18 protein-coding genes are annotated in these 23,054 nt (G+C 68.0%); all 18 read left to right on the top strand.

Annotated elements, in window-relative coordinates:
• Positions 1 to 124: 124 nt before the first annotated feature.
• Positions 125 to 1,813, top strand: coding sequence for a penicillin-binding protein 2 (locus VFT73_RS10070; RefSeq protein ID WP_326410535.1), 1,689 nt, complete (start codon positions 125 to 127; stop codon positions 1,811 to 1,813).
• A 3-nt stretch (positions 1,814 to 1,816) separates the two neighbouring features.
• On the top strand, positions 1,817 to 3,235 hold the full coding sequence (locus tag VFT73_RS10065) for a UDP-N-acetylmuramoyl-L-alanyl-D-glutamate--2,6-diaminopimelate ligase (protein WP_326410532.1): 1,419 nt from the start codon (positions 1,817 to 1,819) through the stop codon (positions 3,233 to 3,235).
• Between the two features lie 124 nt (positions 3,236 to 3,359).
• A complete protein-coding gene (locus tag VFT73_RS10060) occupies positions 3,360 to 4,748 on the top strand; it encodes a UDP-N-acetylmuramoyl-tripeptide--D-alanyl-D-alanine ligase (protein WP_326410529.1) in 1,389 nt (462 codons plus the stop codon).
• Positions 4,748 to 5,818, top strand: a complete 1,071-nt coding sequence (gene mraY / locus VFT73_RS10055; protein ID WP_326410527.1) for a phospho-N-acetylmuramoyl-pentapeptide-transferase — start codon at positions 4,748 to 4,750, stop codon at positions 5,816 to 5,818. The genes VFT73_RS10060 and mraY overlap by 1 nt, the downstream gene beginning before the upstream one ends.
• A 94-nt stretch (positions 5,819 to 5,912) precedes the next feature.
• Positions 5,913 to 7,268: a UDP-N-acetylmuramoyl-L-alanine--D-glutamate ligase gene (gene murD, locus VFT73_RS10050; protein WP_326410525.1), complete on the top strand. Its 1,356-nt coding sequence runs from the start codon at positions 5,913 to 5,915 to the stop codon at positions 7,266 to 7,268.
• On the top strand, positions 7,265 to 8,464 hold the full coding sequence (locus tag VFT73_RS10045) for a putative peptidoglycan glycosyltransferase FtsW (protein ID WP_326410523.1): 1,200 nt from the start codon (positions 7,265 to 7,267) through the stop codon (positions 8,462 to 8,464). The genes murD and VFT73_RS10045 overlap by 4 nt, the downstream gene beginning before the upstream one ends.
• Positions 8,461 to 9,546: an undecaprenyldiphospho-muramoylpentapeptide beta-N-acetylglucosaminyltransferase gene (gene murG, locus VFT73_RS10040; protein ID WP_326410521.1), complete on the top strand. Its 1,086-nt coding sequence runs from the start codon at positions 8,461 to 8,463 to the stop codon at positions 9,544 to 9,546. Before VFT73_RS10045 ends, murG begins: the two co-directional genes overlap by 4 nt.
• Complete coding sequence (gene murC / locus VFT73_RS10035; RefSeq protein ID WP_326410519.1) at positions 9,543 to 10,949, top strand: UDP-N-acetylmuramate--L-alanine ligase; 1,407 nt, start codon at positions 9,543 to 9,545, stop codon at positions 10,947 to 10,949. The genes murG and murC overlap by 4 nt, the downstream gene beginning before the upstream one ends.
• Complete coding sequence (gene murB / locus VFT73_RS10030) at positions 10,946 to 11,917, top strand: UDP-N-acetylmuramate dehydrogenase (protein WP_414712816.1); 972 nt, start codon at positions 10,946 to 10,948, stop codon at positions 11,915 to 11,917. The genes murC and murB overlap by 4 nt, the downstream gene beginning before the upstream one ends.
• 91 nt (positions 11,918 to 12,008) lie before the next feature.
• Positions 12,009 to 12,938: a D-alanine--D-alanine ligase gene (locus VFT73_RS10025; protein ID WP_326410517.1), complete on the top strand. Its 930-nt coding sequence runs from the start codon at positions 12,009 to 12,011 to the stop codon at positions 12,936 to 12,938.
• The gene (locus VFT73_RS10020) at positions 12,931 to 13,887 is read left to right on the top strand and encodes a cell division protein FtsQ/DivIB (RefSeq protein WP_326410514.1); all 957 of its coding nucleotides are present in this window, start codon (positions 12,931 to 12,933) and stop codon (positions 13,885 to 13,887) included. The genes VFT73_RS10025 and VFT73_RS10020 overlap by 8 nt, the downstream gene beginning before the upstream one ends.
• Positions 13,884 to 15,164 carry a cell division protein FtsA gene (ftsA, locus tag VFT73_RS10015; RefSeq protein WP_326410512.1) on the top strand — a complete coding sequence of 427 codons (1,281 nt, stop codon included), beginning with the start codon at positions 13,884 to 13,886 and terminating at the stop codon, positions 15,162 to 15,164. The genes VFT73_RS10020 and ftsA overlap by 4 nt, the downstream gene beginning before the upstream one ends.
• A gap of 110 nt (positions 15,165 to 15,274) precedes the next feature.
• Positions 15,275 to 16,729 (top strand): cell division protein FtsZ, encoded by a 1,455-nt coding sequence (ftsZ, locus tag VFT73_RS10010; RefSeq protein ID WP_326410509.1) that lies wholly within the window; start codon positions 15,275 to 15,277, stop codon positions 16,727 to 16,729.
• A gap of 300 nt (positions 16,730 to 17,029) precedes the next feature.
• Positions 17,030 to 18,421 carry an SPOR domain-containing protein gene (locus tag VFT73_RS10005; RefSeq protein WP_326410506.1) on the top strand — a complete coding sequence of 464 codons (1,392 nt, stop codon included), beginning with the start codon at positions 17,030 to 17,032 and terminating at the stop codon, positions 18,419 to 18,421.
• Positions 18,418 to 19,584, top strand: coding sequence for a deoxyguanosinetriphosphate triphosphohydrolase (locus VFT73_RS10000; RefSeq protein ID WP_326410503.1), 1,167 nt, complete (start codon positions 18,418 to 18,420; stop codon positions 19,582 to 19,584). The genes VFT73_RS10005 and VFT73_RS10000 overlap by 4 nt, the downstream gene beginning before the upstream one ends.
• 61 nt (positions 19,585 to 19,645) lie before the next feature.
• The gene (argS, locus tag VFT73_RS09995) at positions 19,646 to 21,376 is read left to right on the top strand and encodes an arginine--tRNA ligase (RefSeq protein ID WP_326410502.1); all 1,731 of its coding nucleotides are present in this window, start codon (positions 19,646 to 19,648) and stop codon (positions 21,374 to 21,376) included.
• Positions 21,376 to 22,092 carry an SPOR domain-containing protein gene (locus VFT73_RS09990; protein ID WP_326410500.1) on the top strand — a complete coding sequence of 239 codons (717 nt, stop codon included), beginning with the start codon at positions 21,376 to 21,378 and terminating at the stop codon, positions 22,090 to 22,092. The genes argS and VFT73_RS09990 overlap by 1 nt, the downstream gene beginning before the upstream one ends.
• Before the next feature lie 5 nt (positions 22,093 to 22,097).
• On the top strand, positions 22,098 to 23,054 hold a 957-nt coding region (gene nagZ / locus VFT73_RS09985), incomplete at its 3' end, for a beta-N-acetylhexosaminidase (RefSeq protein ID WP_326410498.1).

Genomic DNA, 23,054 nt, shown 5'->3' with positions numbered 1-23,054 from the left:
CGGCGATGACCAAGCCGAAAGCCAAGGCCGCGAAGGTGCCGGTGGTGCAGAAGGTCGCACTGCTCGACGATGCCTCGCTGACCGAGATCGCGCGCGCTGCGGCGAAGGAGGCGAAGGCACGCTGATGGCGACGGTCGCACCCAGCCCGGTCCAGCTCCGCGCGCTTCCGGAGCGGCGGCCGGAGCTGGCGCTTGCCCATATCCGGCTGATGCTGCTGATGCTGCTGTTCATCGGCGCGACGGCGGCGATCGCGGTGCGGATCGCCTATCTCGCGGCGTTCGCCGACAGCAGCACCAATCGCGCCCATGTATCCGCGATCGCGCGCGGCGACATCCTCGACCGAAACGGCATTCCGCTGGCGCAGACGATCGAGGTCTGGTCGATCGGCATCCATCCGGAAAAGGTGATCGGCGACAAGCGAAAGCTGGCCGTGTCGCTGGCGCAGCTGATGCCGGAGCGGACGCCAGCCGAGTATCTGAAGATCCTGAACTCGAAGCTGACCTTTACCTATCTGCGCCGCCGCGCGACGCCGGAGCTGGTGGCGGCGGTCAACCGCCTGGGCGAGCCCGGCATCGACCTGGGACGCGAGCCGGAGCGCATCTATCCGCAGGGCATGCTTGCCGCGCACGTGCTCGGCTTCACCAATTTCGACGGCGCCGGCGTCTCCGGCATGGAAAAGGTGCTGAACGGCGACCTGACCGGTGCTGCCCGCGGCACCGGCGTGATGCTGTCGATCGACAGCCGCGTGCAGCAGGCGCTGGAGGCGGAGCTGGGCGCCGCGATGGCGAAGTTCAGCGCGATTGGCGCGGCCGGCGTCGTGATGGACATCCAGACCGGCGAAGTGATCGCGCTGACCTCGCTGCCCGAGCTCAACCCGAACAAGCCGGCGCAGCAGGGGCCCGACGCAGCGTTCAACCGCGCGACGCTGGGCGTCTACGAGCTCGGATCGACGTTTAAGCCGTTCACCGTCGCGATGGCGATGGACGACGGCATCATCACCAGCTTCGGCCAGAGCTATGACTGTCCGCGCGTGCTGCAGGCCGGCCGCTTCTCGATCACCGACACGCACCCGTTCGGCGGCCCCTGCACGGTCGCGCAGATCATGCAGGAATCGTCGAACATCGGCACTGCCCAGATCGCGGCGCAGGTGGGCGCGACGCGGCAGCGCGAATGGCTGCGGCGGATGCACTTCCTGGAGAAGGTCTCGATCGAGCTGCCGGAGCGCGGCCGCCCGCTGACGCCGGGCGACAATTGGGGCGATATCGCAACCATGACGGTCGGCTACGGCCATGGCATCGCGGTCTCTCCGCTGCACCTCGCGACCGGCTATGCGACCCTGTTCAACGGCGGCTATTGGCGCCCGGCGACCTTGCTGAAGCACGATGCCGACCGGCCGGTGCCGAAGGGCGAGCGCGTGTTTTCGGCCGAAACCTCGTACAAGATGCGCGCGCTGCTGCGCCTGGTAGTGATGAAAGGCACCGGCCGGAAGGCGGATGCGCCCGGCTACCGCGTCGGCGGCAAGACCGGCACGGCAGAAAAGATCGTCGACGGGCGCTATTCAAGCAGGGCCGTGGTCACGACCTTCGCGGGCGTATTCCCGATGGAGGCGCCGCGCTATGTGGTGGTGGCGATGCTCGACGATCCCAAGGGCACCAAGGAGACCTACGGCTTCCACACCGCAGGCTGGAACGTCGCGCCGGTCGTGTCGGGCGTGATCAGCCGGATCGGGCCGATGCTGAACGTGATGCCGGACCCGAACCGCGAGGCGAACATGGCCGAGGTGCTGCCCTATATCCATGAGAAGGAAGAATGATCGATGCGGCTCAGCAACCTGGCCGGCATCGATTCCCCCACTGAGGTAACCGGCTTCGCGATCGACCACCGCAAGGTGGCGCCGGGCACGATTTTCGGGGCCTTCAAGGGCGCGCGCTTCAACGGCGAGGATTTCATCCCGCAGGCGGTGGCATCGGGCGCGGCGGCGATCGTCGCGCGGCCCGAAGCAACCGTCGAGGGCGCGCCGCACATCGCCGCTTCCGAGCCGCGCCGCGCCTTCGCCCTGCTCGCGGCAAAGTTCTTCGCGCCCTATCCGGACGTGACCGTCGCCGTCACCGGCACCAACGGCAAGACGTCCAGCGTCGAGCTGACCCGCCAGCTGTGGCGGCTCGCCGGCCACAATGCCGCGTCGATCGGCACGCTGGGCGTCACCACCGCGCACGACCAGGTCCTGACCGGGCTCACCACGCCGGACATCGTCACGTTCCTGTCGAACGTCGCCGGGCTGAAGCGCGAAGGCATCACGCATTTGTCGTTCGAGGCGTCGAGCCACGGGCTCGACCAGAAGCGCACAGAGGGGCTGCCGGTCCGCGCTGCCGGCTTCACCAATCTCAGCCGCGATCATCTCGACTATCACGGCGACATGGCCGGCTATTTCGCCGCCAAGCTGCGGCTGTTCGAAGAAGTTGTGGATGAGGACGGCACGGCGGTTGTGTGGGCAGACGATGGCGCGCATTCGCAAAGAGTGATCGAAGTCGCCCGGGCCAGGGGATTGCGTGTGCTGACGGTCGGTGAGCGTGGAGACGCGTTGCGGCTGGCATCGCGCACGCCTTCGCGGCTGGGCCAGCAGCTGGTGATCGAGGCGGATGGCGAGACCTACAAGGTGATGCTGCCGCTGATCGGCGCCTATCAGGCGGCGAATGCATGCGTGGCCGCGGGGCTGGCGATCGCGACCGGCGGCGACACCGCGCGCACGCTCGACCATCTGGCGCGGGTGACGCCGGTGCGCGGACGGCTGGAGCGGGCGGCGATCACGCGCGCGGGTGCCCCGGTCTATGTCGACTATGCGCACACGCCGGATGCGATCGAAGCGGCGGCGGCAGCGCTGCGTCCGCACACCAGGGGCCGGCTGATCATCGTCTTCGGTGCCGGCGGCGACCGCGACCAGGGCAAAAGGCCGGAAATGGGACGGGTCGCGGCGCAGGTGGCGGATGTCGTGATCGTGACCGACGACAATCCCAGGAGCGAAGACCCGGCCGCGATCCGCCGCGACATCCTGACCGGCGCCGCCGACGCGCGGGAAATCCCCGGCCGCCGCGAAGCGATAGCCGAAGCGGTCGCGATGGCAGGCGCCGACGACGTGGTGCTGCTCGCCGGCAAGGGCCATGAACAAGGCCAGATCGTCGGCGACCGCGTGCTGCCGTTCGACGACGTGACGGTCGCGCGGGAGTGCGCGGCATGAGTGGGTTCTCTTCTGACCCACGCCCCTCGACTTCGCTCGGGACGAGCGGGGAGGGTGGCACCGCGCCCAAGCGCCCGCTCGTCCCGAGCGAAGTCGAGGGGCGCGTGCTCCGGGCCTCCACCAAATGACCGCCCTCTGGACCTCTTTCGAAATCGCCGCGGCCGTGTCCGGCGTTGCCTCCGCCGACTTTGTCGCCTCGGGGGTCGCGTTCGACTCGCGCGAGGTCGGCGCGGGCGATCTGTTCATCGCCTTGGCGGGCGAGACGACCGACGGGCATCGCTTCGTCGATCAGGCGTTCACGCAAGGGGCGGCGGGGGCGATCGTCGCCCGGCCGGTGCCCTATCCCCATATTCTTGTCGCCGACACGCGGTCGGCACTGGATGCCCTCGGGATCGCAGGGAGGGCGCGCACGGCGGCAAAGATCGTCGGCGTCACGGGGTCGGTGGGCAAGACCGGCACGAAGGAAGCGCTGTTCGCGGCGTTCGACCGCATCGCGCCCGGCTATGCCCACCGATCGCTGAAGAGCTACAACAACCACACCGGCGTACCGCTGAGCCTGGCGCGGATGCCGGAGGCGACGCGCTTCGGCGTGTTCGAAATGGGCATGAACCATGCGGGCGAGATTTCGGCGCTGACCCGGCTGGTGCGGCCGCACATCGCCGTCGTCACCACGATCGCGCCCGCCCATATCGAGATGCTGGGCTCGATCGAGGCGATCGCGCGCGCCAAGGCCGAGATTTTCGAGGGGCTGGAGCCGGGCGGGACCGCGGTGATCCCGCATGACTCGCCGCAGCGCGCCATCCTGGTCGAGGCCGCGAAGGCGCATGGCGCGCGCGTGCTGACGTTCGGGCTGGGCGAAGGCGCGGACGTGCGCGCGCTGGAGCGGGTGACGGTAAAGGGCGGCGGCACTCTGGTCACCGTGCAGCTGCCCGAGGCAAGCCTGACGATGACGATCGGGCAGCCCGGCGAGCATTGGGTGTCGAACGCGCTGGCCGTGATCGCGGCGGTCGAGGCGGCGGAAGCTGACCTCGCCATTGCCGGGCTCGCCATCGCCGAGCTGCAGGGCATCGCCGGGCGCGGCGCGCGCGTGCAGGTGCAGGTGCCGGGCGGCGAGGCGCTGGTGATCGACGAAAGCTACAACGCCAACCCGGCGTCGATGCGCGCGACGCTGAAAGTGCTGGGCGACGAGGAAGCGCCGCGCCGGATCGCCGTGCTGGGCGCGATGCGGGAGCTGGGTGAGCAGGGGCCGCGCTTCCACGCCGAGCTGGCCGAGCCGATCCGGGCGGCGAACGTCGATTTTGCACTGCTCGTCGGGGACGAGATGGCGCCGCTGGCAAAAGAGCTTGAGGGCCGGTGCGAGTTCGCGCATGTGCCCGCCGCCGCGGCTGCGCTCGACGCCCTAAAAGGGCATGTCGGCGCCGGCGACGCGGTTCTCATCAAGGCGTCGAACTCCGTGGGGCTGGGCCGGCTTGTCGCCGAGCTGAGCGCCGGGGCGCTGGCGGAGGCGGACTGATGCTTTACCTGATTGCGGAACAGCTCGGCTTTCCCGGCATCCTGAACCTGATCCGCTACCTGAGCTTTCGGGCGGGCGGGGCGGTGGCGACGGCACTGTTCCTGGGGCTGATCATCGGGCCGAAGTTCATCGGCTGGCTGCGGCTGCGGCAGGGCAAGGGGCAGCCGATCCGCACCGACGGGCCGCAGAGCCACCTCGCCAAGCGCGGCACGCCGACGATGGGCGGGCTGATGATCCTGACCGCGCTGACCGTGTCGCTGCTGCTGTGGATGGATCCGCGCAACCCCTATGTCTGGGCGTGCCTGGCGGTAACATTGGGCTTCGGCGCGATCGGCTTCCTCGACGATTGGGACAAGGTGCGGAAAGCGACCACCGCCGGCGTGCCGGGCCGCGTGCGGCTGCTGCTGGAGTTCGTGATCGCGGGCATCGCCTCATGGCTGATCGTGCGCCACAACGGCGCCGACCTGTGGATTCCGTTCGTGGCGCAGCCGGTCGCGGACCTCGGCTGGTTCTACATCGCCTTCGCCGCCTTCACGATCGTCGCGTTCGGCAATGCCGTGAACCTGACCGACGGGCTCGACGGACTGGCTACGATGCCGGTGATCATCGCCTCGGTCGCGTTCATGGTCATCACCTACCTGGTCGGCAACGCGAAGTTCGCGGCGTATCTGGGCATTCCGCACGTGCCTGGGGCCGGCGACCTGGCGCTGTTCTGCGGCGCGATTGCGGGCGCGGGGTTGGCCTTCCTCTGGTTTAACGCGCCGCCCGCCGCTGTCTTCATGGGCGACACCGGCAGCCTTGCGCTGGGTGGCGCGCTGGGGACGATCGCGGTCGTCGCGCACCACGAGATCGTGCTGGGCATCATCGGCGGGCTGTTCGTGGTGGAAGCGCTGTCGGTCATCATCCAGGTCTTCTTCTACAAGCGCACCGGCAAGCGCGTGTTCAAGATGGCGCCGATCCACCACCATTTCGAACAGCTCGGCTGGAGCGAGCCGACCGTCGTCATCCGCTTCTGGATCATCGCCCTGGTGCTGGCGCTCGCCGGCCTGTCGACGCTGAAGGTGCGGTGATGATGCCCGCATCATCACCGCACCCCCGCGCAGGCGGGGGTCCAGGCGAGAAGCTCAAGCTGGGCTCCTGCTTTCGCAGGAGCACGGGTGCGGCATGATCACATCGCACGCCTGGGCCGGGAAGAAATATGCGGTGCTGGGCCTCGCGCGGAGCGGGCTGGCGACGGTGGACGCGTTGCTGGCGAGCGGGGCGAGCGTGTGGGCTTGGGATGAGAACGCGTCCAACCTGGAAGCATTCCGCTCGTCCCGAGCGAAGTCGAGGGGCGCTGGCACAGAGGCCGAGCAGCGCCCCTCGACTTCGCTCGGGACGAGCGAGCTTGAGGTGCAAGATCCCCTCACCCTCGACCTCACCGGCTTCGCCGGCGTCGTCGTCTCCCCCGGCGTGCCGATCAACCGGCATCCGATCGCGGCGCACGCCAAGCGCTACGGCGTCCCCCTGATCGGCGATATCGAGCTGTTCGCCCAGGCGCGGGCCGAGCTGCCGCCGCACAAGGTGGTCGGCATCACCGGCACCAACGGCAAGTCGACCACGACCGCGCTCGTCACCCATATCCTGAAGACGGCGGGCGTGCCGGCGCTGATGGGCGGCAATATCGGCCTGCCGATCCTCGCGCAGGACCCGCTGCCTCAAGGCGGCGTCTATGTGCTGGAGCTCTCCAGCTACCAGATCGACCTGACGTACGCGCTCGACTGCGACATCGCGGTGCTGCTCAACATCACGCCCGATCATCTCGATCGGTATGAGAGTTTCGAGGCTTATGCGGCTTCGAAGGCGCGATTGTTCGAGATGCAGACGCCATACGATCATCTAGCGTTCGTAGTGACTGATAGTGACGTTACGCGGCAGGTTGCACGTCAACTGAAACCATCTTCGGTCATCGAAATAGAACCACCGAATCGCATTCCCCAGCAGCACAAATGGCCAAGTCTTCAAGGGCCCCACAACGCTCAAAACGCTTCCGCTGCGATTGAGATCGCGAGCAGTCTCGGGGTCAATGCAGCGATGATCGAGGTGGGATTGCAGTCCTACCCCGGCCTTCCCCACCGCATGGAACGCGTCGCCGAGCGCGGCGGCGTGTTGTTCGTGAACGACAGCAAGGCGACCAATCCGACTTCGACCGCGCCGGCGCTTGCCGCTTTCCCGAAGGTGCGGTGGATTTTGGGCGGGCTCGCCAAGACCGACGATCTCGACGCCTGCGCGCCGCACTTCTCGCACGTCCGATCGGCCTATACGATCGGCGAGGCGGGGGCGATGTTCGCGCGGCTGCTCGAACCGCACATGCCCGTTGCCGAATGCGGCTTGCTCGACGAGGCGGTGCGGCGCGCCGCCAATGACGCGGAGCCAGGAGACACGGTGCTGCTGTCGCCGGCCTGCGCGTCGTTCGACCAGTTCAGGGACTATGAAGCGCGCGGGGACGCTTTCCGCGCCGCCGTGGGGGCACTGCAATGACCGACACCGCAGCGATCCGGCGCAAGAAGCAGGTGGCGCGCCTGGGCCGGGCCGACCGGAGTCCCCTGGGCCTCTGGTTCTGGGAAATCGACCGCGTGCTGCTGACGCTGATCACGGTGCTGATCGCGATCGGCCTGGTGGCCGTCGCCGCCGCCAGCCCGTCCGCCGCGCACCGCTATTCGGGCGCCGGCGTGACCTTTGCGCCGCTCCATTATTTCTGGCGCCAGCTGTTCTGGGTGTCTCTCAGCGTCCCGGTGATGCTGTGGGTGTCGACCTTCTCCAAGGTCACTGCCCGCCGCTTCGCGCTGGCGGGCGCGGCGTTCATGACTGTGATGCTGGCGCTGGTGCCGATCATCGGCTTTGAGAAGAACGGCGCGACGCGCTGGCTCGACCTCGGCATCGGCCAATTCCAGCCGTCGGAATTCCTGAAGCCTCTGTTCGTGGTCAGCCTCGCCTGGCTGCTGAGCCTGCGTCAGCAGGACAAGAGCCTGCCGGTCGTGCCGCTGAGCGGCGCGCTGGTCGGTGTGATCGCGATCCTGCTGATGAAGCAGCCGGATTTCGGTCAGACCATCCTGTTCGGCGCGATGTGGATGGCGCTGCTGCTGCTGTCAGGAGTGTCGGCCCGGCTGATCGGCGGGCTGGTCGGCGCCGGCTTCGTCGGGGTGGTCTGTGCCTATCTGTTCTATCCGACCGCGACGAGCCGCATCAACAACTTCATCTATGGCGAAGGCGACACCTACCAGGTCGACAAGGCGCATGCGACGATCACCGGCGGCGGGCTGTTCGGCACCGGCCCCGGCGGCGGCGTCGCCAAGTTCCAGCTGCCCGAAGCGCACACCGACTATATCTTTTCGGTGATCGGCGAGGAATTCGGGCTGATCGCCTGCCTGGCGGTTGCGCTGATCTTCCTCGCCGTGGTCGTGCGCGTGTTCCTGAAGCTGCTGGACGAGGAAGACCAGTTCACGATGCTCGCCGCTGCCGGCCTGACCACCCAGATCGGCGTGCAGGCGACGATCAACATGGCCGTGAACCTGCAGCTCGCGCCGTCCAAGGGCATGACGCTGCCGCTGATCAGCTATGGCGGATCGTCGATGATCGCGCTGGCGATCGGCATGGGCCTGCTGCTCGCCTTCACCCGGCGCAATCCGTATCTGCACCGGTCCCCCTATGTCGTGAAATGGGGCGGCCAGCGATGAGCCAGTACGTCCTCGCGGCGGGCGGCACCGGCGGGCACATGGTGCCCGCGCACGCATTGGCGGAAGAGCTGATGCGGCGCGGCCATGATGTCGCGCTGGTGACCGACGAGCGGGGCACGCGCTTTCCCGGGCTGTTCGAGAATGTCGAGACGCATGTGCTACCCGCGGGCCGGCTTGGCGGTGGGCCGCTGGGTTGGCTGCGCGCCGGGCGATCGATTCTGGCCGGGCGCAGACAGGCGCTGCGGTTGTTTGGGGAATTCCAACCGGCCGCAGTGATGGGCTTTGGCGGCTATCCGGCGCTCCCGGCCTTGCTCGCCGCGTTCAAGGCGAAGGTGCCGACGGCGGTGCATGAGCAGAATGCCGTGCTCGGCCGCGTGAACCGGCTCGTGGCGGGCCGGGTGGACGTCGTCGCGACCGCCTATCCGGATATCCAGCGGCTTCCTTCCAAGGGCGCGATGAAGGTTCGGCTGGTCGGCAATCCGGTGCGCCACGAAGTGTTGGAACTGCGCGACAAGCCTTATCCGCCGCTCGACCATGACGGTGTGTTCCGGGTGCTGGTGACCGGCGGCAGCCAGGGCGCCACGATCCTGTCCGACGTGGTGCCGGAAGGGCTGGGACTGCTACCGCCGGTGTTCCGCGCGCGGCTGCAGGTGACGCACCAGGCCCGCGCTGAGGATATCGAGCGGGTCCGCACCCGCTATGCCGAGCAAGGAATTCCGGCCGAGCTTGCCACCTACCTGCCCGACCTGCCGGAGCGGCTCGGCCGCGCGCATCTGGTGATCGCGCGTTCGGGCGCGTCGACGGTGGCGGAGCTTGCGGCGGCGGGCCGTCCCGCGATCCTGGTGCCGTTCGCGGCGGCGACCGACGATCACCAGACCTACAATGCCAGGGAACTGGTCGAAGCGGGCGGCGCGCGCTCGATCCCGCAATCGCGCTTCACCGCGGTCGAGCTGGCCAAGCAGATGCAGAAACTGGGGCTGGAGCCCGAAGCCCTCGCCAACGCCGCCCGCCGCGCGAAAAGCTGCGGCCGCCCGGATGCGGTCCGCGACCTCGCCGACCTGATCGAGGAGATCGGGGGATGAAAGGCGTCGGCACCGACATCGGCACGATCCATTTCGTCGGCATCGGCGGCATCGGCATGTCGGGCATCGCCGAGGTGATGCACAATCTCGGCTACACGGTGCAGGGCTCCGACGTGGCCGAGGGCTATGCGGTCGAAGGGCTGCGCAAGCGCGGCATCAAGGTGATGATCGGGCACGGCGCGGCGAACGTCGAGGGCGCGGCGGTGGTCGTCGTCTCGACCGCGATCAAGCGCGAGAATCCCGAAGTGGCCTATGCGTATGAATACCGCATTCCGGTCGTGCGCCGCGCGGAGATGCTGGCCGAGCTGATGCGGCTGAAGTCGACGATCGCGGTCGCGGGCACGCACGGCAAGACGACGACGACGTCGATGGTGGCGGCCCTGCTGGATGCGGGCGGAATCGATGCGACAGTGATCAACGGCGGCATCATCAACAGCTACGGCTCCAATGCGCGGCTTGGCGCGTCGGACTGGATGGTGGTGGAGGCCGACGAGAGCGACGGCAGCTTCCTGAGACTCGATGGCACGATCGCGGTCGTGACCAACATCGATCCCGAGCACCTCGATCATTATGGCGATTTCGACCGCGCCAAGGCCGCCTATCTGGAGTTCGTGCACAACGTGCCTTTCTACGGCGCGGCGGTGATGTGCCTCGACCATCCCGAGGTCCAGAACATCCTGCCGCTGATCCGCGACCGGCGGGTCGTCACCTACGGCTTTTCGGCGCAGGCGGATGTGCGCGCGACTTTCGTGGCGCCGCAGGACGGCGGCAATTGCTTCCATGTCGCGATCCGCGGCCGTGACGGCGACGTGCGCGCGATCGAGGACGTGCGCCTGCCGATGCCGGGCAAGCACAATGTCCAGAACGCGCTCGCCGCGATCGCCGTGGCGGTGGAGCTGGGCGTGCCGGACGAAGTAATCCGGGGCGGCTTCGCGAAGTTTGGCGGGGTCAAGCGGCGCTTCACCAAGGTCGGCGAGGCGAACGGCGTCACGATCATCGACGATTACGGCCACCACCCGGTCGAGATCCGAGCGGTGCTCGCGGCCGCGCGTGAAGCGGCACAGGGGCGGGTGATCGCGGTCTGCCAGCCCCACCGCTACACCCGGTTACAGAGCCTGCTGACCGAGTTCGAGACGGCCTTCAACGATGCCGACATGGTCTATGTGACGCCGGTTTATGCCGCGGGCGAGACGCCGCTCGAGGGCGTGAATTCGGTGGCGCTGGTCGCTGGGCTGAAGGCGCGGGGACATAGGGCGGCTGCGGAGATCGCGGACCCTGCGTCGCTGGCGCGCGAACTGGCGGGCATTGCGCAGGCGGGCGATCTGGTCGTGTGCCTGGGCGCCGGCGATATCACCAAATGGGCGGCGGGGCTGGCGGACGCGATGCGGAGGGAGGCGGCATGATGAGCGCGCCAACTTCTCCGCTCGTCCCGAGCGAAGTCGAGGGGCGCGTGTGCGGCCCCTCCCAGCGCCCCTCGACTGGGCTCGGGACGAGCGAGGTTCGAGGCAGGTTGACCCAGAACGCCCCGCTCGCGCCGCTCGTCTGGTTCAAATCCGGCGGCGCGGCCGAATGGCTGTTCGAGCCGAAAGACGTGGACGATCTGTCGGTCTTTCTCGCCGGCCTCGACCCGGCCGTGCCGGTGATGGCGCTGGGGCTCGGCTCCAACATGATCGTTCGCGACGGCGGCGTGCCGGGCGTCGTCGTTCGGCTGGGCAAGGCGTTCGCCAAGATGGACGTGATCGACGCGACGACGCTCCGCTGCGGCGGCGGGGCGAGCGGCATCCTCGTCTCCTCGACCGCGCGTGACGCGGGCATCGGCGGCGTCGAGTTCCTGCGCTCGATCCCGGGCACCGTCGGCGGCTTCGTACGGATGAACGGCGGCGCCTATGGCCGCGAGGTGAAGGACGTGCTCGTCGAATGCGAGGTCGTGCTGCGCTCCGGCGAGCGCCGGACGCTGCCGCTCGATGCGCTGGGCTATACCTATCGTCATTCGGAGTTGGCGCGAGGCGCAGTCGTCGTCAGCGCCACGTTCCGCGGCCATGAAGCCGAGCCGTCGGCGATCCAGGCGGAGATGGACCGCATTGCCGCGTCCCGCGAGGCGACGCAGCCGCTGCGATCGAAGACGGGAGGGTCCACCTTCAAGAACCCGCCGGGCACCAGGGCGTGGAAGGAGATCGACGACGCCGGTTGTCGCGGATTGCAGATTGGTGACGCGCAAGTCTCTGAGAAGCATTGCAATTTCCTGCTCAATCTGGGCAAGGCCACCAGCGCCGAGATCGAGGCGCTGGGCGAGGAAGTCCGCGCGCGGGTGAAGGCGCATTCGGGCATCGAACTGGAATGGGAGATTCAGCGCGTGGGGGTGGGGGAATGATGACAAGGTCATTGTGCCCCTGCGAAAGCAGGGGCCCATCGCAGCGCTGCACTATGGACCCCGGCTTTCGCAGGGGTACGGAGAAGACGCTGTGACCGCCCCCCTCCACATCCTCGTCCTGATGGGCGGCTGGTCGGCCGAGCGCGAAGTGTCGCTGATGTCGGGCGCGGGCGTGGCCGATGCGCTCGAAAGCCTCGGCTATCGCGTGACGCGGCTGGATATGGGCCATGACGTGGCGGCGCGGATCGCGGAGGCGAAGCCGGACCTGGTGTTCAACGCGCTGCATGGGACGCCGGGCGAGGACGGGTCGGTACAGGGCATGCTCGACCTGATGGGCGTGCGCTACACGCATTCGGGTATGGTCACGTCGGTGATCGCGGTCGACAAGCAGCTGACCAAGCAGGCGCTGGTGCCGCACGGCATCCGCATGCCGGGCGGGCATGTCGTAAAGTCCGAAAGCCTGTATTTCGGCGATCCACTCGCGCGGCCTTATGTGCTGAAGCCGGTCAATGAGGGCTCGTCGGTCGGCGTCGCGATCGTGACGTCGGAGGGCAATTACGGCGAGCCGATCGGCCGCGACGTGGCGGGTCCGTGGCAGGATTTCGAGGAGCTGCTCGCCGAGCCTTTCATCCGGGGGCGCGAGCTGACGACGGCGGTACTGGGCGGGCGGGCGCTCGGTGTGACCGAGCTGAAGCCTCATCGCGGCTTCTACGATTACGACGCGAAATATACGGCCGGGCTGACCGAGCATGTCTGCCCGGCGAATATCCCGCCGGCGGTGGCGGATGCTTGCATGGACATGGCGCTGAAGGCGCACCGGCTGCTCGGCTGCAAGGGCGCGTCGCGTTCCGATTTCCGCTGGGACGATGAGAAGGGCATCGAAGGCCTCTACCTGCTCGAGGTGAACACCCAGCCGGGCATGACCCCGCTGAGCCTGGTGCCCGAGCAGGGCCGGCTGGTGGGCCTCGGCTATGCCGAGCTGGTCGACGCGATCGTCAAGGAGGCGCTGGGCGATGGCTAGCGCTTCGGCCAAGATCCGGCGGGGATCACCCTCGCGCGCACCGGCGCGGCGCAAGCCGGCGGCGAAGAAGCCGGGGCTGTTCGCTCGCGCGCTGGCACGCGTTCCCGTCAGCCATGAAGCTGTGCAGCGGATCGTCACCTGGGGGACGCTGGGGCTGGGCGCGGCCATCGCGGTCGCCATCCTGCAGGCGTTCGGCGTGCCGGCGATGGCGGGAACCGAGATCGCCAATGCCTTCGGCCGCGCCGGATTCGAGGTGAAGCGCGTCGACCTGCGCGGCATCAGGAACATGGACCGGCTGACCGTCTATGCGATCGCGTTCGACCAGCATTCGATGGCGATGCCGCTGGTCGATCTCGACGAGGTCCGCGACAAGCTGCTCCGCTACGGTTGGGTGCAGGATGCGCGCGTGTCGCGGCGGCTGCCGGACACGCTGGTCGTCGATATCGTCGAGCGCACGCCCGCGGCGGTGTGGCAGAATCAGGGCCGGTTGCGGCTGATCGATGCGAGCGGCGTGGTGCTGCAGGACGTGACCGCCGCCCCGGGCACCGACCTGCCGTTGCTGATCGGCCGCGACGCCAATCTTCATGCGGACCAATTCGCCGAACTGCTCGCCAAGGCGCCGGCGCTGAAGCCGGTGATCGCCGGCGCGACCTGGATCGGGGAGCGGCGCTGGGACCTGCGCTTCCAGTCCGGCGAGACGCTGTCGCTGCCTGAGGGACAGGACGCTGCCGAACGCGCGCTGGTGCGGTTCGCGCGGATGGACACGGCGCAGCGGCTGCTCGGCCGCGGCTTCCTGAAATTCGACATGCGCGATCCGACGCGGTTCGTCGCCCGGATCGACCGGCAGGTACGCGCGATCGACGGCAGCGCCGTGCCCCCACCACCCGCTCCGGCGAATCCCGCGACAACGGAGCATTCCGGCTTCGAGAAGGTGAACGACACTCTATGAGCAGGCGTGATTCCCGTGCCGCGGCCGTGCGCGGCGAAAAGCTGATCACCGCGCTGGATATCGGATCGTGGAAGGTCTCCGCGCTGATCGCCGAGCGCGGCGAGGACGGCGCGCTGAACGTGCTGGGCACCGGCCAGCGCGAGAGCCGGGGCGTGCGCCGCGGCTATGTCGCAGACATGAGCGCGACCGAGCTGGCCGTGCGCGAGGCGGTCGAGCAGGCGGAGCGGATCGCCGGCGTCAATATCGAGGACGTCTGGGTCAGCTTCTCGGCGGGCGGGCTCGCCAGCAACGTTGCCTCGGTCGAGGTGGAGCTGGGCGGGCACCGGATCGAGCAGGAGGATATCGACCACTTGCTCGCGGCCGGGCGCGATTCGGTCGATCCGGGCGGGCGGATGGTACTGCACGCGCAGCCGACGCTCTACACGCTGGACGGGCTCAACGACGTTAAGGACCCGCGCGGCATGCACGCGGACAAGCTGGGCGTCGGCATCCATGTCGTCGCGGCCGAGCCGTCGCCGGTGCGCAACCTCGACCTGTGCGTGCGGAGCGCACACCTGGAGGTAAAGTCGATTGTCGCCTCGCCGTTCGCGACCGGCATGGCCTGCCTCTCGGATGAGGAGCGGGAGCTTGGCATCGCGCTGGTGGAGCTCGGCGCGGGCGTGACCAACGTTTCGCTGTTCATCGGCGGAATGCTGGTCGACCTGGCCTCGATCCCGCTGGGGGCGGCCGACATCACCGACGACATCGCCTCGGCGTTCGGCACCCGGCGGGCGCAAGCGGAGCGGATGAAATGCTTCTACGGCTCCGCGACCGCGACGCCGCGCGACAATCACGACATGATCGAGGTCGCGCCGATCTCGGCCGAGGAAGGCGGCGGCGAGGCGACGCGGATCACCCGCGCGCAGCTGATCGGCGTGATCCGCCCGCGTCTCGACCAGATTTTCGGCGAGGTCGCGAAGGCCCTTACCGAGCTCGGCTTCAGCCGGGGGCGGCAGGTGGTGCTGACCGGCGGCGGCGCGGAGCTGAAGGGCGTCGCCGACTATGCGCAGGGGCTGCTCGGCCGATCGGTGCGGGTCGGCCGTCCGCGCGGGCTGACCGGCCTGCCGGATGCGCATAGCGGACCGGCCTTTGCGACGCTCGCGGGCCTCACGCGTTATGCCGCTTCCGATCCGATCGATCTGCGGCTGCTGCCGACCGGCCGCGATCAGACCGTGGTGAAGCCGTCCGGGCCGGCGCTGATCCAGCGGCTGGTGACGGCCTTCCGGACAAACCTGTGAATAAAATTGTGGGTCGTTAACTTTGATGTCGATTTGGCGAATCCGTTGATTCATAAGCCCCTGGTGGGGGCGAGCGCTTCGCCGGCGATTTGCGACGAGGAGTCAATCACATGAGCATCGAATTCATCCCGCCCGAAGTGGATGAGCTGAAGCCGAGGATCAGCGTGATCGGCGTCGGCGGTGCGGGCGGCAACGCGATCGCGAACATGATCGCGTCGGACGTGCAGGGGGTCGATTTCATCGTCGCCAACACGGATGCGCAGGCGCTGAACGCCTCGCCGGCGGAAAGCCGCATCCAGTTGGGCCTGAAGATCACCCAAGGCCTGGGCGCGGGCTCGCGGCCCGAGATCGGGCGCGCGGCGGCCGAAGAGACGATCGATCAGGTCGAGCGTTCGCTGGATGGCGCCCATATGTGCTTCATCGCCGCCGGCATGGGCGGCGGCACCGGCACCGGCGCAGCGCCGGTCATTGCCAAGGCGGCGCGCGAGCGCGGCATCCTGACCGTCGGCGTTGTCACCAAGCCGTTCAGCTTCGAAGGCTCGCGGCGTATGAAGTCGGCCGAGGCCGGCATCGCCGAGCTGCAGAAGCATGTCGACACGCTGATCGTCATCCCCAACCAGAACCTGTTCCTGATCGCCAATCCGAACACGACCTTCAAGGAAGCGTTCCAGATGGCGGACCAGGTGCTGCAGCAGGGCGTGCGCGGCATCACCGACCTGATGGTGATGCCCGGCCTGATCAACCTGGACTTCGCCGACGTCCGCTCGGTGATGGGCGAGATGGGCAAGGCGATGATGGGCACCGGCGAAGCGTCGGGCGACAATCGCGCGATCGAGGCGGCCGAGAAGGCAATCGCCAATCCGCTGCTCGACGGCGTCAGCATGAAAGGCGCCAAGGGCGTGATCATCTCGATCACCGGCGGCGAGGACATGCGTCTGATGGAGGTCGACGAGGCCGCCAACCACATCAAGGAATTGGTCGACCCCGATGCGAACATCATCTGGGGTTCGGCGTTCAACAACGGCCTGGAAGGCTCGATCCGCGTATCGGTCGTCGCCACCGGCATCGAGGCGGAAGTCAGCGAAAAGCCGGAGCCGGCGCGGGTCTTCTCCTTCCCCGGCACCAAGAAGACGGAAGAGCCGCGGCCGTTCGTGATGCCGGCGGCAGCGAAGCCGGTCGAACCGGTCGCGGCGCCGGAGCCCGTTGCCGAAACGGGGCCTGAGCCGGAACTCAAGGTCGAGCCGCCGGTCGACGAAGACGAGCCGCTGACGCTCGATGCGCCGATCGAGGAAACCGCGTCGGACGAGCTGCTGCTCGACGCGCCGGAGCCCGAGCCTGAACCGCTGATCGACGAAGACCTGACCGGCGGTCGCCGCTGGTTTGGCGGCGCCAAGGCCGAAGCCAAGCCGGAGCCGGCCCCGGCTGCGCGCCAGGGCGGCGGCACGCTGTTCGAGCGCATGTCGTCGATCGCCCGCGGCAACGCCAAGACGCCAAGCGCCGACGATGACGGCGAGAGCGATCCGCTCGACATTCCGCGGTTCCTGAATCGCCAGAATAATCAGTAACATGACCGTCATCCTGGGCTTGGCCCGGGATCCACCTTCTTTGCGCAGCAGTCGGAAGAAAGATGGGCCCCGGATCAAGTCCGGGGTGACGGACGTCTTTCATCGCCCGCCAGCCACGCTCTGCCGCGATGGAGCGGGCGTTCACATTGCCCTAAGCCTTTGCGCCCCATCTACTCGCGCATCGTGATCCGATCATTTTTTCATTCGACCGCCATCGGGCTGGCCGCAGCGCTTTTTGCGTCCGTAACAGCTGCGCCTGCCCAGGCGCCAGAGCGTCCCGCCGACCGGCTGTCCCGTTATTTGCACGAGCTCGCTGCCGATCCGACCAGCCTGTCCGCGCTGATCGGTGCGGGGCAGGCGGCACTGGAGGTCGGCGACGGCAATGCCGCGCTCGGCTTCTTTGCGCGCGCCGACGAGCACTCCCCGCGCAATGGGCAGATCAAAGCCGGGCTCGCCCGCGCGCTGCTGATGGTCGACAATCCGCGCGAGGCGCTGAAGATGTTCGACGCGGCGCGGTCGCTCGGCGTGCCGGAGGTGGAGATCGCCGGCGATCGCGGGCTCGCCTATGACCTGCGCGGAGACACGCGCAAGGCGCAGCACGACTATGCGCTGGCGCTCAGCCGTGGACCGAATGATGAGATCACCAAGCGCTACGCGCTGTCGCTCGGCATCAGCGGCGAACGCGAGCAGGCGCTGAAGCTGATCGATCCTTTGCTCTACAAGCGCGACCAGGGCGCATGGCGCGCGCGCGCCTTTGTGCTGGCGATGACCGGTGACCTGCCGGGCGCGAGCCGGATCGTCCACAAGGTGATGCCGGAGCGCATGGCCGAGACGATGGACCCATTCCTGGCAAAGCTGGCCGCACTCAACTCGGCGCAGAAGGCTGCGGCGGTGCATCTGGGCGAAATGCCTGCCAACCTGCGGGTCGCATCGGCCGAGCCGATCCCGCAGCCGACAGCTCCGCCGACCTTCTACCCGCCGACGGCCACCGCGACTCCTGCGGCGCAGACCCAGTTGCGTTCGCAGCGGCGCGCCTCCAAGGCAAGCAAACTGCTCGCTTCGCCGCCGCCTGAAAAGGTCGTCCGGGTCGCGCCTGCGCCGAGCCCGACTCCTGCGCCCGCACAGGTTGCGCAGACAAAGGTTGCGGAGCGCGGCAATCTCGACGCAATCATGCACGACCTCCGTTCGGCAGCGGCAGAGGATGCGCCGGCGCGCGTGGCCCAGGCGGCACCGAAGCCGACACCCACGCCACGCGTTGCGGCCAAAAAGGAAGATCCGGCAAAGGCCAAAGCGGCCGATACCGACGAAGACTGCAAGCCGGCGCCCCGCAAAACCAAGGGCAAGGTTGCAAAGACGAAATGCGAGCCCGTAGGAAAGACCACCAAACAGGCGGCGGCTAAAAAGAAGGCGGAACCGAAGAACCCGGCACGAATCTGGGTGCAGGTCGCAGGCGGCGCCAACGAGGATGCTTTGCCCAAGGAATGGACGCGGGTGACCGCCAAGGAAGCCTCGATCAAAGGGAAAGGCCCCTGGACCGCGAAGAATCGCGCGACCAATCGGCTGCTTGCCGGCCCCTACAAGACCGACGACGAGGCACAGGCCGTGGTCAGGAAGCTGCGCAAGGCTGGCATCGGCGCCTTTCAATGGCACAGCGACGCGGGCGAAGCCGTCGAGAAGATCGGGGGCAAATGAGGGCGCTCAGCCCCTGGGCCTGCGATCCGGCCCGGAGCCGCGGCCGCCTTCATTCGGAAGAACGCACCGCGCTGCGCGGGCCGCGCGACGAATATCAGCGCGACCGCGACCGAGTGATCCACTCGATCCCGTTTCGCCGCCTGCGTCACAAGACGCAGGTGTTCATCGCGCCCGATGGGGACCATTTCCGCGTGCGGCTGACGCATAGCCTGGAAGTGGCGCAGATCGGCCGCACGATCGCGCGCGCACTCGGCCTCAACGAGGATCTGACCGAGGCCTTGTGCCTGGCGCACGATATCGGCCATCCGCCGTTCGGCCATGCCGGCGAGGACGCGCTGAAGGCCGCGACCGCGCATGTCGGCGGATTCGATCACAATGCCCATACGCTGCGTGTGCTGATGCGCGTCGAAAAGCCCTATCCGCGCTTCGACGGGCTGAACCTGACCTGGGAAACGCTGGAGGGCCTCGCCAAGCATAACGGGCCAGTCGAGCAGCCGAGCTGGGCAATGGCGGAAGCCAATGCGGCATTTCCGCTGGAGCTGGGCTCCTGGCCGTCGCTCGAGGCTCAGGTTGCATCGGTGGCGGACGATATCGCCTATGACAATCACGACATCGACGACGGCCTCCGCGCCGGGCTGCTGAGCCGCGAGCAGATCCTGGCGGTGCCGCTGGTCGCGCGCGGCTGGCGGGCGGCGCAGGAGCGTTATCCCGACATTTCCGAGCGGCGTCTGCTGTCGGAACTGGTGCGCTCGCAGATCGGGCTGATGGTCAACGATCTGATCGCCGAGACGCGGCGGCGCATCCGCGACACGGGCGTGCAGACGGTCGAGGATGTCCGTGCCGCCGGCCAGGCGCTGGTCGGCTTCAGTCACGCGATGCGCGCCGAGGAACGCGAGCTGAAGCGGTTCATGTACCGCGAGCTCTACCACCACGGACGTCAGCTGGAGGCGGCCAGGATCGCCGCGACGATCGTCGGCGGCCTGTTCGCCGCGTACGCGGACGATCCGGCCCGGCTGCCCGAGGGCTGGCGCGAGACGCTTCCGCCCGACCAGCCGGACCGCAGCCGCCACATCGCCGATTTCATCGCCGGCATGACCGACCGCTACGCGATCGCCAGCTATCGCGAAATCGTCGGCGCACTGGAGCTGCCGGAGGGGTTCTGAGGGTTCACGCTTGCGCCGATCTCGGTTACACGCCCGGGCTTTCCAGACCGTCCGGACCCGAATGACCCTTTACGCTCGCTTCACTGCCGCGATCAACGCGGTGCTCGACGACCTGACCGCCGAAGGCGCGCTGCCCGGCGGGCTGCAGCGCAGCGCGGTGACGGTCGAACCGCCGCGCGATCCGTCGCATGGCGACCTCGCGACCAATGCGGCGATGGTGCTTGCCAAGCCGGCGGGCACCAATCCGCGCGCGTTGGCCGACAAGATCGTCGCGAAGCTGAAGGCGCTGCCGGAAGTATCCGGGGCGGAGATTGCCGGGCCCGGCTTCATCAACCTGCGCCTGACCGATGCGACCTGGCGCCAAGAGCTGCGCGCGATTCACGCCGACGCGGCGGACTATGGCCGCTCGTCCGTGGGGGCCGGCAGGAAAGTGAATGTCGAATATGTCTCCGCCAACCCGACCGGGCCGATGCACATGGGGCATTGCCGGGGCGCGGTAGTGGGCGACGCGCTGGCCGCGCTGCTCGAATATGCCGGGCACGAAGTTGTCCGCGAATATTACGTCAACGACGCCGGCGGGCAGGTCGACGTGCTCGCCCGCTCCGCGCACCTGCGCTACCGCGAGGCGCTGGGCGAGAATATCGGCGAGATTCCGGAAGGGCTTTATCCCGGCGACTATCTGAAGCCGGTCGGCGAAGCGCTTGCCGCCGAGTTCGGCGCGCGGTTTGTCGAGGCGCCGGAAGGCGAATGGCTGAAGCTGTTTCGCGAGCGTGCCGTCGCCGCGATGCTGGAGATGATCAGGGCCGACCTGGCCTTGCTCGGCATCCATCATGACCTGTTTGCGTCCGAGGCCGAGGTGCAGGCCGCCGGCAAGCCCGAGGCGGCCGAGGCATGGCTGCGCGCGCACGATCTGGTCTATGACGGCTTCCTCGAAGCGCCGAAGGGCGAGACGCCCGAGGATTGGGAGCCGGTCGAGCTGCCGCTGTTCCGCTCGACCAAGTTCGGCGACGACCAGGACCGGCCGATCCGCAAGTCGGACGGCAGCTGGACCTATTTCGGCGCGGACATGGCCTATCATTTCCAGAAGGCGCAGGGCGTCGACGCGATGATCGACATCTGGGGCGCCGACCATGCCGGCACCGTCAAGCGGATCAAGGCGGCAGTCGCCGCGCTGACCGAGAACAAGGTCCAGTTCGACGTCAAGCTGATCCAGATGGTGCGGCTGCTGCGCGCCGGCGAGCCGGTCAAGATGTCGAAGCGCGCCGGCAATTTCGTCACGCTGGCGGACGTGGTGCGCGAAGTCGGAAAAGACGTCGTCCGCTTCACCATGCTGACGCGCAAGGCCGACGCGCAGATGGACTTCGATTTCGCCAAGGTCGTCGAGGCGTCGAAGGACAATCCGGTCTTCTACGTGCAATATGCGCACGCCCGCATCCGCTCGATCGCGCGGCGCATCAAGGAGGCAGGGATCGACTGCAGCGGCGCGGCCGACCTCGACCGCCTGGATGCCGAAGAGCTGGCGCTGGTCAAGCTTGCCGCGCAATTCCCGCGCGTCGTCGAAGGCGCGGCGGCGGCGCGCGAGCCGCACCGGATCGCCTTCTACCTTTATGACCTGGCGGCGGCGTTCCACGCCTTCTTCAACATGGGCAACGATCGGCCGGATCGTCGCGTGCTGGTGGCGGACGATCCCGCGACCACGTGCGCGCGGCTTTATCTGGTCGACGGGATCGGGCAGATCATCCGCAACGGCCTCGGCATCATGGGGGTGACCGCGGTCGAGGAGATGCATTGATGGCGCACGATCCATACGCGCTGTCCGACGAAGACCGGCTGCCCTGGCTGGAGCCGGTCGACGAGGTCGCCGAAGAACGGGACGGCGTCTCGTTCGGCTGGGTGGCGCCGCTGCTCGGGCTGCTGCTGCTCGCCGCGATCGTGATCGGCGGCGTCTGGTGGTGGCAGAACCGCGACGTGACGCCGTCCGGGTCGGGCGAACTGATCCAGGCGCCGAAGGAGCCCTACAAGGTGCGGCCGAGCGAGGAAGGCGGCACCAAGTTCGAAGGCCAGGGCGACGTCGTCTACAAGACCAGCCAGGGCCAGCAGGTCGAAGGCAGCCTCGATCTGAGCGCGGTGCCGGAGACGCCGGTGACGCGGCAGCCTGTCCGGCCTCAGGCGGAGCCGAAGCCCGCCCGGAGCGCAACCGCCGACGTCGAGGATGCGGATGCCAGGCAGGCCGCGAAAGCTCCCCCGGCCGTCGTCGAGCCGGAAGGGCCGGCCGGCGCGACGATCCAGCTGGGCGCCTTCCCAAGCGATGCGAGCGCGAAGAAGAGCTGGGAGACCAAGTCGAAGCGCTTCGCCTATCTCACCGAGCTCAACCACATGATCATGAAGGCGGAAGTGAACGGCCGCACCTATTACCGGCTTCGCGTCACCGCCGGCTCCGCGCAACAGGCGAAGGACATCTGCGCGCGGCTGCGTGTCGCGGGCGAAAGCTGCCTGGTGGTGAATTAGGCGCCGTGAAGCCCGTCATCTTCGGCCTTGCCGGCCTCGAGCTCTCGCCCGACGAGCGCGCCTTCTTTCGCGAGGCCGATCCGGCCGGCTATATCCTGTTCAAGCGCAATTGCGGGGATCGGGCGCAGCTTCGCGCGCTGACCGATTCGCTGCGCGAGCTGCACGGGCGCGGCGACCTGCTGATCATGATCGATCAGGAAGGCGGTCGCGTGGCGCGGATGCAGCCGCCTGAATGGCCGGCGTTCCCGCCGGGCGCGGCATTCGATGCGCTTTACGAGAAGGCGCCGATCTCCGCGATCGAGGCCGCGCGCGCCAATGCCGAGGCGATCGGGCTGAGCCTGAGCGAGGTGGGCATCACCGTCGATGCTCTGCCGCTGCTCGACGTGCGGCAGGAAGGCGCGAACGATGTGATCGGCGACCGCGCCTATGGGCATGAGCCGATGCGCGTCGCTGCGATCGGACGCGCGGTCATCGAAGGGCTGCAGGCGGGCGGCGTCACCGGCATCGTCAAGCACATGCCCGGCCATGGCCGCGTGCTCGTCGACAGCCATAAGGCGCTGCCGATCGTCGAAGCGAGCGAGGCGGAGCTGGAGACTGACTTGCGGCCGTTCGAGCAGCTCGCCTGGGCGCCGATCGGCATGACTGCGCACATCGTCTACACGGCATGGGACGATGCGCGGCCGGGCACGCTTTCCGCTTATGTGATCCAGAAGATCATCCGCGAACGGATCGGCTTCGACGGGCTGCTGATGACCGACGATATCGACATGAAGGCGCTGTCGGGCACGCCAGCCGAAAAGGCGTGCGGCGCGATCGAAGCCGGTGTCGACCTGGTGCTCGATTGCTGGGCGCGGATGGACGAGATGGTCGCGATTGCGGACGTGCTGCCGGAGGCGGGCGAGAAGACGCTGGCGCGGGTCGAACGAGCGTTGGCCTTTCGGAAGGCGCCGGAGCCGACACGG

Origin of the sequence: Sphingomonas sp., assembly GCF_035758555.1 — a bacterium.
GTDB lineage: Bacteria > Pseudomonadota > Alphaproteobacteria > Sphingomonadales > Sphingomonadaceae > Sphingomonas_B.
The sequence above is the reverse complement of the archived record's forward strand: the minus strand, read 5'-3'. Positions and strand labels throughout refer to the sequence as shown.